This window comes from Peribacillus sp. NPDC076916 (genome assembly GCF_050269675.1).
GTDB classification, from domain to species: domain Bacteria; phylum Bacillota; class Bacilli; order Bacillales; family DSM-1321; genus Peribacillus; species Peribacillus aracenensis.
Map to the genome: position 1 here is coordinate 19,899 of NZ_JBNNIU010000022.1, position 14,327 is coordinate 34,225.

The 14,327-nt window shown below is 40.9% G+C and carries 17 protein-coding genes, 11 tRNA genes and 1 rRNA gene; 27 read left to right on the plus strand and 2 right to left on the minus strand.

Annotated features, from left to right (window positions below):
* Positions 1-15: 15 nt before the first annotated feature.
* Positions 16-606 carry a rhomboid family intramembrane serine protease gene (locus ACQKFG_RS27100; protein ID WP_427564143.1) on the minus strand — a complete coding sequence of 197 codons (591 nt, stop codon included), beginning with the start codon at positions 604-606 and terminating at the stop codon, positions 16-18.
* Between the two features lie 108 nt (positions 607-714).
* On the opposite strand from ACQKFG_RS27100, the gene acpS reads away from it, so the two are divergent.
* From acpS to ACQKFG_RS27170, 14 genes are all read left to right on the plus strand, one after another.
* A complete protein-coding gene (gene acpS / locus ACQKFG_RS27105) occupies positions 715-1,065 on the plus strand; it encodes a holo-ACP synthase (protein WP_192207529.1) in 351 nt (116 codons plus the stop codon).
* A 244-nt stretch (positions 1,066-1,309) separates the two neighbouring features.
* Positions 1,310-2,314: a LolA family protein gene (locus tag ACQKFG_RS27110; protein ID WP_260288833.1), complete on the plus strand. Its 1,005-nt coding sequence runs from the start codon at positions 1,310-1,312 to the stop codon at positions 2,312-2,314.
* 222 nt (positions 2,315-2,536) lie between these two features.
* Positions 2,537-3,721 carry an alanine racemase gene (gene alr, locus ACQKFG_RS27115; RefSeq protein ID WP_427564146.1) on the plus strand — a complete coding sequence of 395 codons (1,185 nt, stop codon included), beginning with the start codon at positions 2,537-2,539 and terminating at the stop codon, positions 3,719-3,721.
* Positions 3,722-3,881: 160 nt separating this feature from the next.
* Complete coding sequence (locus tag ACQKFG_RS27120; RefSeq protein WP_034306380.1) at positions 3,882-4,163, plus strand: CopG family ribbon-helix-helix protein; 282 nt, start codon at positions 3,882-3,884, stop codon at positions 4,161-4,163.
* Between the two features lie 7 nt (positions 4,164-4,170).
* Positions 4,171-4,521 carry a type II toxin-antitoxin system PemK/MazF family toxin gene (locus ACQKFG_RS27125; RefSeq protein WP_034306610.1) on the plus strand — a complete coding sequence of 117 codons (351 nt, stop codon included), beginning with the start codon at positions 4,171-4,173 and terminating at the stop codon, positions 4,519-4,521.
* A gap of 420 nt (positions 4,522-4,941) precedes the next feature.
* Positions 4,942-5,769, plus strand: a complete 828-nt coding sequence (locus ACQKFG_RS27130; protein ID WP_192207531.1) for an RsbT co-antagonist protein RsbRA — start codon at positions 4,942-4,944, stop codon at positions 5,767-5,769.
* A 2-nt stretch (positions 5,770-5,771) separates the two neighbouring features.
* Positions 5,772-6,128 carry an STAS domain-containing protein gene (locus ACQKFG_RS27135; protein WP_076373142.1) on the plus strand — a complete coding sequence of 119 codons (357 nt, stop codon included), beginning with the start codon at positions 5,772-5,774 and terminating at the stop codon, positions 6,126-6,128.
* A gap of 3 nt (positions 6,129-6,131) precedes the next feature.
* Positions 6,132-6,533 carry an anti-sigma regulatory factor gene (locus ACQKFG_RS27140; protein ID WP_048682056.1) on the plus strand — a complete coding sequence of 134 codons (402 nt, stop codon included), beginning with the start codon at positions 6,132-6,134 and terminating at the stop codon, positions 6,531-6,533.
* A gap of 9 nt (positions 6,534-6,542) precedes the next feature.
* Entirely contained in the window at positions 6,543-7,553 is a 1,011-nt protein-coding gene (locus ACQKFG_RS27145; protein ID WP_349730575.1) for a PP2C family protein-serine/threonine phosphatase, read from the plus strand.
* A gap of 59 nt (positions 7,554-7,612) precedes the next feature.
* Entirely contained in the window at positions 7,613-7,945 is a 333-nt protein-coding gene (locus ACQKFG_RS27150; RefSeq protein WP_098372176.1) for an anti-sigma factor antagonist, read from the plus strand.
* Positions 7,942-8,415, plus strand: a complete 474-nt coding sequence (gene rsbW, locus ACQKFG_RS27155; RefSeq protein WP_098372177.1) for an anti-sigma B factor RsbW — start codon at positions 7,942-7,944, stop codon at positions 8,413-8,415. Before ACQKFG_RS27150 ends, rsbW begins: the two co-directional genes overlap by 4 nt.
* A complete protein-coding gene (sigB, locus tag ACQKFG_RS27160; RefSeq protein ID WP_034306363.1) occupies positions 8,393-9,181 on the plus strand; it encodes an RNA polymerase sigma factor SigB in 789 nt (262 codons plus the stop codon). Before rsbW ends, sigB begins: the two co-directional genes overlap by 23 nt.
* Positions 9,178-9,789, plus strand: coding sequence for a PP2C family serine/threonine-protein phosphatase (locus ACQKFG_RS27165; protein WP_228467594.1), 612 nt, complete (start codon positions 9,178-9,180; stop codon positions 9,787-9,789). Before sigB ends, ACQKFG_RS27165 begins: the two co-directional genes overlap by 4 nt.
* Positions 9,790-9,881: 92 nt before the next feature.
* Positions 9,882-12,065 carry a Tex family protein gene (locus ACQKFG_RS27170; protein ID WP_387604947.1) on the plus strand — a complete coding sequence of 728 codons (2,184 nt, stop codon included), beginning with the start codon at positions 9,882-9,884 and terminating at the stop codon, positions 12,063-12,065.
* A gap of 74 nt (positions 12,066-12,139) precedes the next feature.
* Here ACQKFG_RS27170 and cmpA read toward each other — a convergent pair whose 3' ends face one another.
* Complete coding sequence (gene cmpA / locus ACQKFG_RS27175) at positions 12,140-12,259, minus strand: cortex morphogenetic protein CmpA (RefSeq protein WP_098372179.1); 120 nt, start codon at positions 12,257-12,259, stop codon at positions 12,140-12,142.
* A gap of 83 nt (positions 12,260-12,342) precedes the next feature.
* Between cmpA and ACQKFG_RS27180 the strand changes: the two genes are divergently transcribed.
* The 13 genes from ACQKFG_RS27180 to ACQKFG_RS27240 all read left to right on the plus strand — a co-directional run.
* Positions 12,343-12,807, plus strand: coding sequence for a SprT family protein (locus ACQKFG_RS27180; RefSeq protein WP_192207535.1), 465 nt, complete (start codon positions 12,343-12,345; stop codon positions 12,805-12,807).
* 146 nt (positions 12,808-12,953) lie between these two features.
* A tRNA-Asn gene (locus tag ACQKFG_RS27185) sits at positions 12,954-13,028 on the plus strand.
* A gap of 7 nt (positions 13,029-13,035) precedes the next feature.
* A tRNA-Ser gene (locus ACQKFG_RS27190) sits at positions 13,036-13,126 on the plus strand.
* 17 nt (positions 13,127-13,143) lie between these two features.
* Positions 13,144-13,215: transfer RNA gene (locus ACQKFG_RS27195), tRNA-Glu, on the plus strand.
* Between the two features lie 22 nt (positions 13,216-13,237).
* Positions 13,238-13,313, plus strand: a tRNA-Asp gene (locus ACQKFG_RS27200).
* Between the two features lie 77 nt (positions 13,314-13,390).
* Positions 13,391-13,465 (plus strand) — tRNA-Gln (locus tag ACQKFG_RS27205).
* Positions 13,466-13,474: 9 nt separating this feature from the next.
* Positions 13,475-13,550 (plus strand) — tRNA-Lys (locus ACQKFG_RS27210).
* 9 nt (positions 13,551-13,559) lie between these two features.
* Positions 13,560-13,641, plus strand: a tRNA-Leu gene (locus ACQKFG_RS27215).
* A gap of 58 nt (positions 13,642-13,699) precedes the next feature.
* Positions 13,700-13,785, plus strand: a tRNA-Leu gene (locus ACQKFG_RS27220).
* Between the two features lie 18 nt (positions 13,786-13,803).
* A tRNA-Arg gene (locus ACQKFG_RS27225) sits at positions 13,804-13,880 on the plus strand.
* 7 nt (positions 13,881-13,887) lie between these two features.
* Positions 13,888-13,964: transfer RNA gene (locus tag ACQKFG_RS27230), tRNA-Pro, on the plus strand.
* 29 nt (positions 13,965-13,993) lie between these two features.
* Positions 13,994-14,067 (plus strand) — tRNA-Gly (locus ACQKFG_RS27235).
* A gap of 95 nt (positions 14,068-14,162) precedes the next feature.
* Positions 14,163-14,327 (plus strand): 16S ribosomal RNA (locus tag ACQKFG_RS27240); the annotation flags it as partial.

Below are 14,327 nucleotides of genomic sequence, written 5' to 3' on the forward strand. Positions count from 1 at the left end.
AGTCGGCTGTTTGTCCTACCATTTTTTTCTTAAGTATAATGGAGCTGTTAAAAAGCCGGTTGCCAGTCCAGCCAAATGACCGACAACGTTAACTTGCGGTTGAATGAAAGTCATGATGACGGCAATTCCGGTCAGTGTATATACTGTATTTCTTTCGTTGTTCGTAAAATTGGTTTTATTGAACAGGACAAGATATAGAAAGAATCCGAGTAAACCGAAAATTGCTCCGCTAGCCCCAACGTGGTTATATGTCAGTGGGTTAATTAGGAAGGTTGCGATATTCGCAAGGAGTCCTGTCGATAAAAAGAAGATTGAAAACTTGACGGTGCCAAGTAATTTCTCTAGGAATGGACCAAAGATGGCAAGTGAGAATCCATTAAACAGTAAATGTGTAAACGTGCTATGTAGAAAGATGGGGGTGATTAAACGCCACCATTGTCCATCAGCGATGTATAAGTTAACACCTGTGCCATAATAAAAGAGTACATTGCCGGGAAATATGGGGAAAAGGACGAGCACGAATGCAATCATCATCATGAGTATGAGCACAGTTACAGCTCGATATGAATTTGTGTATTCGCGGAAGCCTTCTGTTCTTGTAAACATAAATTCCTCCTTATTATCGTTTTTAATTAGATACAATATTATCATTTTCAGGTAAAAGAGTCCTCCTAATGATATGCAACTTATTAAATGAATAGAAGAGGTGTCAAAGTGATTAAAGGTATAGGCGTGGACATTACTGAGCTGGATAGAATGGAAACATTGATTAATCGGCAACCCCGTTTAAAGGAACGTATATTAACAGAAAGTGAAATTTTGATTTTCGAAAAGTTAAATGGAAGAAGGAAGGTCGAGTATTTTGCTGGGCGTTTTGCAGCAAAGGAGGCTTTTTCAAAAGCGAACGGAACAGGGATCGGTAAGCACTTATCCTTTTTGGATATTGAAATCATCTCGGATGATAAAGGAAAGCCGATGATTTCGAAGCCGTTTTCTGAAGGGGTCCATCTTTCGATTAGCCACAGCAGGGATTATGCGGTTGCGCAAGTCGTAATTGAAGGGTGAATGGAGTTTTGTCCAATCCGGTCATAAACCTTAAGGTTGTCTCATATACATTTAGTGCTATAGGGAGACAAGGCCCGGTAAAAGGTACATGGCAGAGTAGGTGCTCTCGAAAAGTTTTTAGCCGGATCTTAGAATTGGTCCGTGTCTAAAATACTGAGGAATCTAAGACATCAGTCGAGCCAATGTCCGAATCCTGCCTTTTCCTCTCCCTTTTACGTTCAAATGACAAAAAGGGGTTGAAAAGATGAAGAAGATGGTAATGCTTTTTGCAGGGATCATGCTCTTGCTTGCTCTTTCTGCTTGCGGCCAAAAATCACAGAGTGACGTAGTGAGTGAATTGAATGAGAAGCTTGGCGAAATGAAGGGATATAAAGCTAACGCGAAGATGACATTAAAAATGGGGACGGAGCCTCAAGTGTATAATGTGGAGATTTGGCATAAGGACCCTTCTTTCTACCGCGTAAATCTGAAAAATGAAGAGAAGGATCAAAGCCAGATGATATTGAAAAATGATGATGGTGTATATGTTTTGACGCCAGCTTTGAATAAAAGTTTTAAATTTCAAAGCGAGTGGCCGGAGAATAGCAGTCAGGCCTATTTGTTCGAGTCGTTGGTGAAAGACATTACGGAAGATAAAAGTGCAACATATAAAGAAACGGATAAACATTATGTCTTTGAAACGAAAACGCGCTACCAAAACAATAAAATGTTGCCATATCAAGAGATTACTATAAACAAAAAAGATTTATCTCCAGTCAGTGTAAAAGTCATGGACCCCGATAAGACTGCATTGGTTCTTGTTGAATTCTCAAAAGTTAAATTCAATACGACTTTCGATAAAGATTCATTTGATATGAAGAAAAACATGACAAGTGCACAACTTGAAGCGCCTGTTATGGCAGAAGTCCAAAATGAGGGGTTTGCGGTGAAATACCCTGAAAATATTGGTGATATGAATTTAACGGAAGAAAAAGAAATTACGACGGAAAAGGGAGAACGTGTCGTTTTGACCTATGAGGGTACAAAAAGTTTTACATTGGTCCAGGAAAAGGCTGAGGTAGTTCAAACATCCGTTTCGACGAATGTGAATGGAGAACCGGTTGATTTGGGTTATACTGTTGGAGCCATGACAGGAAATACGATTGCTTGGACTTTTGAAGGTGTCGATTATATGATTGCATCAAAGGATTTGACACAGGAAGAAATGATAGAAGTCGCCCGTTCGGTTGGGGAAAATCCAGTCAAATAGGATTACATAACAAGCTGATGTTTCCCGTCTCCTTATGAAGGTATCTTCTAGGTAGGATAGGCGGGAAAGCAGCTTGTTGACATTTTTAATCCTTCCATTTGTTTTCGGCTGGCAGCTAGGTAAATTAGAAACAAGGTGAAAAAGCACTTTATATTTCTAGCCGTTGGTTATAGAATGGTCCTATAATGAAACGAAAACTTCGCTACTGGGAAGAATCTTATTGTGAGTGTAGGAAAGAAGGAAAAGGTCTTGGAAACGAAAACATTTCATCGAGATACATGGGCAGAAGTAAATTTGGATAATATTTTTGAAAATATTTCTTCAATGAAAAAAAGTTTAAGAAAAGGTGTTAGTCTTTTCGCTGTCGTTAAAGCGAATGCTTATGGACACGGGGACTATGAAGTGGCTAAAACGGCGCTTGAAGCGGGGGCGGATTTTTTAAGTGTCGCTTTTTTGGATGAGGCTCTCGCCTTGCGGAAAAAGGGAATATTGGCTCCGATTCTTGTACTTGGGGCATCGAGGCCTGAAAGTGCAGCGCTTGCTGCCGAGTATGGGATTTCCTTGACGGTTTTCGATGTAGCGTGGTTGGAGAAGGCAAAGGATTTGTTGAAACCGGGACAAGTTTTGCAAATCCATGTAAAAGTGGATAGCGGCATGGGGAGAATCGGCATTCGGGATATAGGACAACTCATAAAAGTGGAAAGTTTGCTTGAGAGGGAAGTTTGTTTCAATTTCCAAGGGATATTCACTCATTTCGCGACGGCGGATGAAATAAAGACCGACTTTTATGAAAAGCAGCTTGCTTTCTTTAAAGGAATGCTTTCAAAATTGACCAGAAAGCCGGAATATGTTCATGCAGCCAATAGTGCAGCTTCTTTAAGGTTCACCGATCCAGAATGGAATGCAATAAGAATGGGGATTTCCATGTATGGTTTGAGTCCCTCCATGGAAATGAAGCCGATATTGCCATTTCCATTAAAACAGGCTATATCATTGAGAACGAAGATGGTCGCGGTTAAACAGCTTTCCAAGGGTGAAAGCGTTAGTTATGGGGCTACTTATACGGCTGAAGGTGATGAATGGATTGGGACTTTGCCAATCGGTTATGCTGACGGCTGGATCCGTAAGCTTCAAGGTCAGGAAGTTCTTGTGGATGGAAAAAGAGTACCCATAGTCGGAAGGATTTGCATGGATCAATGCATGATCAAGCTGCCTGGACCATACCCAGTAGGAACAGAGGTTACATTAATGGGGAATGATGGCGATGAATCGATCACTGTCGATGAGATAGCGGCAAAACTGGAAACGATCAACTATGAGGTAACATGTATGATAGCAGCAAGAGTGCCCCGCATATATATTAAAGACAATCAGATGAATCATGTACGTAATTTCATTTTGGAATGACCGGATTGTAAAAAAATCCTAAGATTGTGAATAAGATTTCCTTTATTATGCTGATAATAAGATTTAGAATAGAATATACTCTTTGCAGATAGGCAATTTAATGGTAATATTGAAAAGGATATATAATAAAGGTGTGTAGTGATGGTGGAGGTGTATGTTTGTGTCTGAATCCAGCGCAACAAGAGAGATATTAATTCGATTACCTCAAAATTTTTTAACAGAGTTAGATGGGTATGCGAGTGAGGAAAATGTGAATCGCAGTGAATTTATTTATCGTGCCACAAAAATGTATCTTCGCGAACGTAAAAAGAAAGAGTTTCGTGAATCGATGAAACGCGGTTATATTGAAATGGCGGCCATTAATTTAACGATTGCTTCTGAAGCCTTCCAGGCTGAATTCGAGGCTGGTCATTGCGTTGAACGATTAGTTAGCGGAGGCTGAGCCATTGATTGTTGTTAAGCGTGGTGACGTATACTTCGCAGACCTTTCCCCGGTGGTTGGTTCAGAGCAGGGTGGGACCCGTCCGGTACTAATTTTACAAAACGATATTGGTAATCGCTTTAGTCCGACTGTGATCGTGGCAGCCATTACAGCTCAAATTCAAAAAGCGAAATTGCCTACACATGTTGAGATTAATGCAAAAAAATACGGATTCGAGCGAGATTCCGTCATTTTATTAGAACAGATCCGGACAATTGATAAGCAGCGTTTAACTGATAAAATTACGCATCTTGACGAACCGATGATGCAAAAAGTCAATGAAGCTTTGCAAATCAGTTTAGGCCTCATTGAGTTTTAAAGAAAATTTTTCCCGTTAAACCGGGCGTTATTATAATACAAATCATTCCTTATGCTATTTTAGATGGCACGATTCCTGCAAATGCGGGAATCGTGTTTTTTTGTGAAATAACAATAACATCAACATATGTCCATAAAACATCAGCAGGAAATATGAGAAAATTGACGAATAAAAACATTATACAGTTAGATATTGAATAGAACGTTCTTTGTTTTTATAGTATCTCCCTAACTTTTCTTTAATTGATGTTTTTCTTACTTGAATTTTGGGTATGTATTTATGTTGTAACTACTTAAAAAAAGCAAAATTGTAGTGGGGGAACTCCAATAAAATCCAGATGGGAATAAGATTACAGTTAGTTAACATCCTTGTGACGAGGACAGGGGAAACATAGCATTTGTGTTAGAATGGGAGGATATTATGAATCAATTGGTTTACGATTTTATTAAGCAAAATCAGGATTACATCCTTACTGAGTGGATGGGCATCATGAAGGAAAGTACGGATGAAAGATTAATTAAAGTCGTCTCAGATCGAATGTTCACGCAAACGAGCAGTGAATTTATAGATATGATCATCACGAACGTTGATAGTAAAACCAAGGAATTCACATTGAAGCTTTCTGATTTTGCCGAGAAAGTCGTCCAATTGGGATGGCCTCTTACTTTCGTCAATGAAGGACTTCATAAATTCACACTAATTGTCATTAATGGAATGGTGGAAAAGGGCCTGGTTACTCCTGATAATCAAGTCAATCTTGTTAATCATTTGGATAAATGGGCCACACCAATAAATAATGAAATAGTCAATATATATACTCAAACTTGGGAAAGAACGGTTTCCATGCAAAAAATAGCGTTGCAAGAACTTTCGGCTCCGCTCATTCCTGTATTGGAAGGCATTACGGTAATGCCGCTGATTGGTACGATTGATACGGAACGTGCCAAACAGATAATGGAAAACCTGTTGACTGGCGTGGTTAAGCATAGATCTGAAGTTGTTCTTATTGATATAACGGGCGTGCCGGTCGTGGATACGATGGTTGCCCATCATATCATTCAAGCTGCGGAAGCGGTCCGATTGGTGGGCGCCAAATGTATACTCTGCGGCATCCGCCCTGAAATAGCCCAAACCATAGTTAATCTTGGAATTAATTTAAATGAAGTGATTACAAAAAATACATTGAAAAAAGGGATAGAAGTTGCGTTGGAATTAACGAGCCGTAAGATCGTAAAGGTGGAGGGATAAGTATGAGGATTCCGATATTAAAGCTTTATGACTGCTTGTTAGTATCTATACAGTGGGAATTGGATGATGTGACAGCCCTTCAATTCCAAGAGGATTTACTGCATAAGATTCATGAAACAAGCGCGAATGGCGTTGTCATAGATATTACCTCAATAGATTTTATTGATTCTTTTATCGCAAAGGTATTAGGCGATGTCTTTAGCATGTCTAAGCTTATGGGGGCCAAAGTTGTAATTACGGGGATCCAGCCTGCTGTTGCAATAACATTAATTGAACTGGGAATTAGTCTCGAAGATGTTCTGACAGCATTAGACTTAGAGAAAGGCCTGGAGAAATTACAACAGGAATTGGGGGATTAAAGAATGGAGTTCCAATCCTGCGTAAAAATCATAAATGAATGGGACATCGTAGCTGCAAGGCAGCTCGGAAGAAATGTCGCTAAAGAGTTGGGGTTCGGTACTGTAGACCAGGCCAGGATCACGACGGCCATTAGCGAATTGGCCCGAAACATATACCTATATGCTGGACAAGGCAGTGTTAGCATAGAAAAGCTAAATATAAATGGGAAGTCAGGATTGAAAATCATTGCAGAGGACCAAGGGCCGGGAATTGAGGATATCCGCAGAGTCATGGAAGATGGATATACCACCTCGGGGGGACTGGGTGCAGGACTTCCTGGAGCCAAACGTTTAATGGATGACTTTGATATTGAATCGATACCAGGTGAAGGGACTAAGATTATCGCAACGAAATGGCTCCGTTAGGGGGGGACTATGGATATTAGGGAGAACATGGAGAAAAAGTATCATGAGGCGCTTTCTACTTATCTTAAAGACCAAAATGAGCAGGCACTCTACCAAGGGCAAAAGATTAGCCGCCTACATATCAAATACAATATATCTCCAGAAGAAATCATCAGTATGCATAAAAATAACTTGATGGAACTTTACCCGGAATTACCGGGAAAAGTATTGGATTCTTTCGATTTTCTGTTAGAAGTCATGATGGGCTATGGCATTGCATACCGTGAGCATCAAAGCCTTAGACATCAGCAGCAGGAACTGAAAACGGAAATCGAGATAGCGGCAAATGTTCAACATACTCTTTTGGAAACGAAAATCCCTGATATCAAAGCTCTTGAAATTGGAGCAATCAGTGTTCCAGCGAGGCAGATGAACGGGGATTACTATCACTTCGTCCAAGATGAAAATGAGCGGTTAGGGGTAGGAATAGCCGATGTCATTGGAAAGGGGATTCCTGCTGCATTGTGCATGTCGATGATCAAATATGCGATGGACAGTCTTCCGGAGCATCGTCATGAACCGAATAGTGTGCTTGAGAGCCTGAACCGTGTTGTAGAGCATAATGTGGATCCAAGCATGTTCATAACCATGTTCTATGGCTTATATGATCCGCATGACAGGCAATTCTCCTATGCTTCAGCCGGACATGAACCTGGTTTTTACTATGACGCCGCAACGGGTACTTTTAGCGATTTGGATGCAAAGGGCTTGTTGCTTGGAGTCGATAAAAAAACAAGGTATCGCCAATATGAAAAAACGGTGAATCATGGAGACATGATCATTTTATTATCTGACGGAGTAACGGAGTGCCGGACGAATGATGGGTTCATAGAAAGGGAAACACTTATTGGTTTCATTAAAAAGAATATGCATTTGCAAGCCCAGGAAATGGTGAATAATATATATAAACAATTGGAGAAAATGCAGAACTTCCAGCTGAGGGATGATTTTACATTAATAATTTTAAAATCAAATGTTTAGTATTTTTTCTGCTGGGTATAGATATAGGAATGAAGAGGATTTGAAGAGGTGGGTCATTGATGAATATAACTGTAGATGTTAATGAATTGAATTCTGAATTTATTGTAAAACTAAAAGGTGAAATCGATGCATATACTGCGCCGAAATTAAGGGAATCACTATTTCCGATTTCGGAGCAGGATAATGTTTCAATTACTATTGATTTAACTGAAGTTTCTTATATGGATAGTACGGGACTTGGGGTGTTTGTCGGTGCTTTCAAAAGTGTAAGGGCACATAATGGCGAATTCACTTTAGTTGGCTTATCAGAAAGGTTACGACGTTTATTTGATATTACAGGTCTTGCAGATATCATTGATATAAAAAGTGGTACAGAGGGTGGGTTAGAATGAGTCAAGTATATGATTACATCGAAATGAAAATACCTGCAAAACCAGAATTCATCGGTGTCATTCGTTTAACGCTTTCTGGGATAGGAAGCCGGATGGGATTTGCGTATGATGAAATTGAGGATTTGAAAATCGCTACAAGTGAGGCTTGTACAAATGCGGTACAGCATGCATATAAAGATTCTGAAAAAGGTGAAGTGAAAGTAAGTTTCGGCCTTTATCCTGACCGCTTGGAGGTCATGGTTTCTGATAGTGGTAAGAGCTGTAATTTCGAAGAGGTTCGTCAAGGGATCGGACCATACGAAAATGGACAAAAAGTCGAACTTTTGAGAGAAGGAGGCTTGGGTCTTTATCTTATTGAAACTCTGATGGATGATGTGAAAATTCATCAGCATGATGGGGTTACAGTATTTATGACTAAGTTTTTAGAAGGAGAGCAGGTGGAGATGGATGCAAAAACAGTCTCAACCTAACCAGGCACAAAGAGAACAGGTAAATGAATGGATTAGGGCTTACCAGCAGAATCAAGATGAGGAAGCACAGAGCAATCTAGTCATCCATTATAAAAGTTTGGTTGAAACAATCTCCCGTAAGTATGCGAAAGGTAAATCATTCCAGGAGGATATCTCCCAAGTCGGCATGATTGGTTTGTTAGGTGCCATTCGCCGATATGACGAATCTTTCGGTAAGAGCTTTGAGGCATTTGCTGTCCCTACTATAATCGGCGAAATCAAACGGTTCCTGCGTGACAAAACATGGAGTGTCCATGTGCCAAGGAGAATTAAGGAACTTGGTCCGAAAATCAGGGTGACTGTCGAGGAATTAACTACAACCCTGCATCGTTCACCAAGAATAGATGAAATAGCCGATAGTATAGGCGTGACTGAAGAAGAAGTTTTAGAGGCGATGGAAATGGGAAAAAGCTATCAAGCTTTATCCGTGGATCATTCTATTGAGGCGGATTCTGATGGCGGTACTGTCACATTGCTTGATATATTCGGGAATGTAGATGAAGGTTTTGAAAAGGTCAATCAGAGACTTGTACTTGAAAAGGTGCTGCATGTGCTGAGTGACCGTGAAAAGATGATCATTCAACATACTTATTTAGAGAATTTAAGCCAGAAAGAAGCGGGCGATAAACTGGGGATTTCCCAAATGCATGTCTCAAGGCTTCAACGCCGCGCGATTAAAAAGCTTCAAGAAGCCATTAATGCTGAAAACTCGGAGTTAATTCAGTGATCAAAGATATTCTGAGGGGAGAAAAAATAGAAGTCCTTGTCTCGCAATCGTCTAAAAACGGGATGGTTTATTGTGGTGATGATTACTTTTTTCTTCATACGAAAGAATACTTTGTCTGTGTATTGGCAGATGGTCTGGGCAGCGGGAAAAATGCTTACGATTCCTCCCATGCCGTCATCGAGGAAGTTAAACGTAATCATGAGTTGGATGTCGAATCCCTTATGGCAGTGTGCAATCAAGTTTTGGTCAATAAGCGGGGAGCAGCCGTTTCCATTTTGAAGATTTTTTATGACAAGAATGAATTTGTATACAGTTCAGTTGGTAACATCCGCTTTTTCCTGTATAACCCAAGTGACGATAAACTCGTTTACCCTTTACCTGTTACAGGGTATTTATCAGGAAGGAAACAAAAATACAGGACGCAGAGATACAAATATGAACCAAATGCAAAATTCATTCTTCATTCAGATGGTTTGGAACTTAAGGGAGCTAAATCCTTTTTGAAAAGGCTGGTCCCTATCGATAAGAACGCCCAATGCATATTAGCAAGCAGTCCATTAACTGCAGATGATACAACTTTCATTTTAGGAAGCTTACTTTCGCCGTAATTCGGAGGTAAGCTTTTTTGTATGGAATTCGCAACTTCATCCCTCATTTGCTAGACTATATATATCAGAACAAAACGTTGGAGGTAGACATAATGATCGTTGTAGAAGATACATTAAAAGAGTTGATTAAACAAATATCAAATGAGCTGACTTTAAAAAATCATCAAGTCCAAAACGTCATACAGATGCTTCAAGAGGGTAATACTGTCCCCTTTATTGCCCGGTATAGAAAAGAAATGACGGGTTCACTTGATGAAGTGCAGATTCGTTCCATTATGGAAAGGTGGAACTATCTAGAAAACCTTGGCCAGAGGAAAGCGGAAGTAACGCGTTCGATTGGTGAACAAGGGAAATTGACGGAAGAATTAACAAGACAAATCGAAAAAGCTACAAAACTGCAGGAAGTCGAGGATTTATACAGGCCGTTCAAACAAAAAAGGAGAACGAAAGCAACGGTCGCTAAAGAAAAGGGTCTTGAACCATTGGCTAATTGGCTTTTGGAATGTCAATTGCATGCTCGGGTTAGTGAAAAAGCTGCAGAATTCATATCGGCAGAAAAAGAAGTTTCATCTATTGAAGAGGCTATTGCGGGAGCGCAGGATATCATAGCTGAACATATTTCCGATGATGCAGAATTAAGGAAGTGGATAAGGGCTGAAATTTTCAAGGCTGGAAAAGTGGTTTCAACCGTGAAAAATGAAGAAAAGGATGAGAAGAAAATCTTCGAGATGTACTATGAATATGAGGAGCCGGTTCAAAGAATCGTGCCGCATCGGGTGTTGGCGCTGAATAGAGGTGAAAAGGAAGAGGTTTTACGAATCTCCATTCATCCTCGGACTGAAATCATCATTGGTCATCTGGAACGGAAAATCATTAAAAATAACAAATCTGAGGCCCAAGTGGTCCTTAAATCTGCGATTGAGGATGGGCTCAAACGTTTGATCATGCCTTCTGTAGAACGGGAAATCAGAAAAGAGCTGACGGAAAAAGCTGAGGATCAGGCTATCCATATTTTCTCTGAAAACCTCAGGAACCTGCTCTTGCAGCCCCCGCTTAAAGGGAAAGTGGTCCTAGCCTTAGATCCGGCATATCGGACTGGGTGTAAGTTGGCTGTCATCGATGAAACCGGAAAGGTACTCGATATCAGTGTGATCTATCCGCATCCGCCTGCTGCGAAGCTTAATGCTGCCCGTGAAAAAACGATCGAAATACTTCAGCGGTTCTCGGTTGAGATCGTGGCAATCGGCAATGGTACGGCATCACGTGAATCAGAGCAATTCATCGCAGATATTATAAAAGAAGTGGAAGGGAATATTTCATATATAATTGTTAATGAAGCGGGTGCCAGCGTTTATTCAGCCTCGGATATAGCCCGTGAAGAGTTTCCGGATCTTCAAGTAGAACAGAGAAGTGCAGTTTCGATAGGAAGAAGGCTTCAAGATCCCCTTGCTGAACTTGTTAAAATTGACCCCCAATCCGTAGGGGTAGGGCAGTATCAACATGATGTGTCCCAGAAAAAGTTAACGGAATCCCTCACCTTTGTAGTGGAAACAGCTGTTAACCAAGTGGGGGTGAATGTCAATACCGCTTCATCGTCTCTATTACAATATGTAGCTGGTTTATCAAAATCAGTTGCTCAAAATATTGTGAAGAAAAGGGAAGAGGAAGGGAAGTTTTCAAGCAGGAAGGAATTAAAGAAAATTCCCCGGCTTGGTGCCAAAACATATGAACAATGTATAGGGTTCTTACGTATCATTAATGGAAATGAACCTTTGGATCAAACTGCGATTCACCCTGAGAACTATAGTGCCGTGAATAAATTATTAAAGAAAATGGGATTTACATCTGAAGATTTAGGCAGTAACGCATTGAATGAGGAGTTAGGTAAACTGAATCCAGCTGATTTGGTCGATGAATTGGAAATTGGGGAAATTACGATTAAAGATATCATAGATGATTTGATGAAACCGGGAAGAGATCCTCGCGATGAATTATCAAAACCACTGCTTAAGCAGGATGTACTAAAAATGGAGGATCTGCAAACTGGGATGGAATTACAAGGTACAGTGAGGAATGTTGTGGACTTCGGTGCGTTTGTGGACATCGGTGTCAAACAGGATGGACTGGTTCATATTTCTAAACTGAGCAACCGGTTTGTAAAACATCCATTGGATGTAGTTGCCGTTGGGGATGTTGTGACGGTTTGGGTCGAATTGGTTGACCCCAAAAAGCAAAGGGTATCTTTAACGATGCTCGAGCCAAAGGATCAAAACTAGCCTGTGGTAAGCTCCTTCTATATTAGAAGGAGTTTTTTTGAAGCGATGCATTTATATTTGGAGCACAGTTGGATTTATACCCTGAGACTTTCTTTCTTTTGATAAAAAAACCAGCATTGATTCAACATCTTCACTTGATAATAATCCTTTTCATAAAAGGCTTTGCGGATTTGATTCTGGAACCAATTAGGCATAGCTTTTCCTCCCTTAGTTTCCTATTGTATTATTAGTCTATGTTATAATGGGTTGTCATGTTACCAAAGAAAGGGAGGGGGAAATGGATAATCGGCAATTGCAAAAACTAGTAGAAGAAATTTCGATGAAAGACTTTAAAAAGACATTTAAACACAAAGCCATTTTTAATCCGCGTCTCCGAACAACAGGAGGACGATACTTGCTTCGTTCACACAATATAGAAATCAATAAGAAGTATCTTGATGAACGCGGTGTGGAAGAAATCATTGGAATCATTAAGCATGAATTGTGTCATTATCATTTGCACATCGAGAAGAAGGGGTATCAGCATCGTGATGCGGACTTTAAACATTTACTCAAAATAGTGGGAGCACCAAGATTTTGCGAGCCGCTGCCATCTAACCAATTAAAGAAAAAGATGAATACTATTCAATATAAATGTGAAGACTGTCAGCAGGTATATATAAGAAGAAAACGAATCGACACGACCCGTTTCGTTTGTGGTAAATGCCGTGGATCATTGATTTACCAAGGGTTTAAGGAGTGAATAACAAAATTATAAAAAAATACAAAAGAACTCTTGACTTTAAGTTGTAACCTCTTTATAATCATAAGAGTCGACAAGATAACAACTTGTCTTAACGACAAACACTAAGGTCCTTGAGCGTAAAAAAGGAACCCAATTTTCATTATTCCGCAGTAGCTCAGTGGTAGAGCATTCGGCTGTTAACCGAACGGTCGTAGGTTCGAGTCCTACCTGCGGAGCCATTTTTTTGGGGAAGTACTCAAGAGGCTGAAGAGGCGCCCCTGCTAAGGGTGTAGGTCGCGTAAGCGGCGCGAGGGTTCAAATCCCTCCTTCTCCGCCAGTTGCATATTTTATCAAGGCCCATTGGTCAAGCGGTTAAGACACCGCCCTTTCACGGCGGTAACACGGGTTCGAATCCCGTATGGGTCACTTTCTTATTCATTATCATGTTGGTCCCGTGGTGTAGCGGTTAACATGCCTGCCTGTCACGCAGGAGATCGCGGGTTCGATTCCCGTCGGGACCGCCATTTTTTTAAAAAACACTTGCTAAAATAATATTATCGTGATATAATATTATCCTGGCTGTTAATTAGTAATTGTTTATTGGGCTATAGCCAAGCGGTAAGGCAACGGATTTTGATTCCGTCATGCGAAGGTTCGATCCCTTCTAGCCCAGCCATTTTATTTAGAGCCATTAGCTCAGTTGGTAGAGCATCTGACTTTTAATCAGAGGGTCGAAGGTTCGAATCCTTCATGGCTCACCATTTGTTTTCGCGGGTGTGGCGGAATTGGCAGACGCACCAGACTTAGGATCTGGCGCCGCAAGGCGTGGGGGTTCAAGTCCCTTCACCCGCACTGATATTTTCTTCTTGACATCAAGTTGAAAAGGTGTTAAACTTACAAAGTCGCTTTCGCGGTCGTGGCGGAATGGCAGACGCGCTAGGTTGAGGGCCTAGTGGGGGAGACCCCGTGGAGGTTCGACTCCTCTCGGCCGCACCAATAACATCATAGAAATTAGCGCCCGTAGCTCAATTGGATAGAGCATCTGACTACGAATCAGAAGGTTGTAGGTTCGACTCCCGCCGGGCGCACCATATTTTACGGGAAGTAGCTCAGCTTGGTAGAGCACTTGGTTTGGGACCAAGGGGTCGCAGGTTCGAATCCTGTCTTCCCGACCATTTCTTCTTAAAATATTTCAAAATTAAATGCGGGTGTAGTTTAGTGGTAAAACCTCAGCCTTCCAAGCTGATGATGAGAGTTCGATTCTCTTCACCCGCTCCATTATTGCTCTTTGAAAACTGAACAAAACAAAGCGCCAACGTTAAATTTTAAGTGAGCACACACTATTAAGAAAGCAAATGAGCAAGTCAAACATTTCTTCGGAGAGTTTGATCCTGGCTCAGGACGAACGCTGGCGGCGTGCCTAATACATGCAAGTCGAGCGATTCGACGGGAGCTTGCTCCCTGAGATTAGCGGCGGACGGGTGAGTAACACGTGGGCAACCTGCCTATAAGACTGGGATAACTTCGGGAAACCGGAG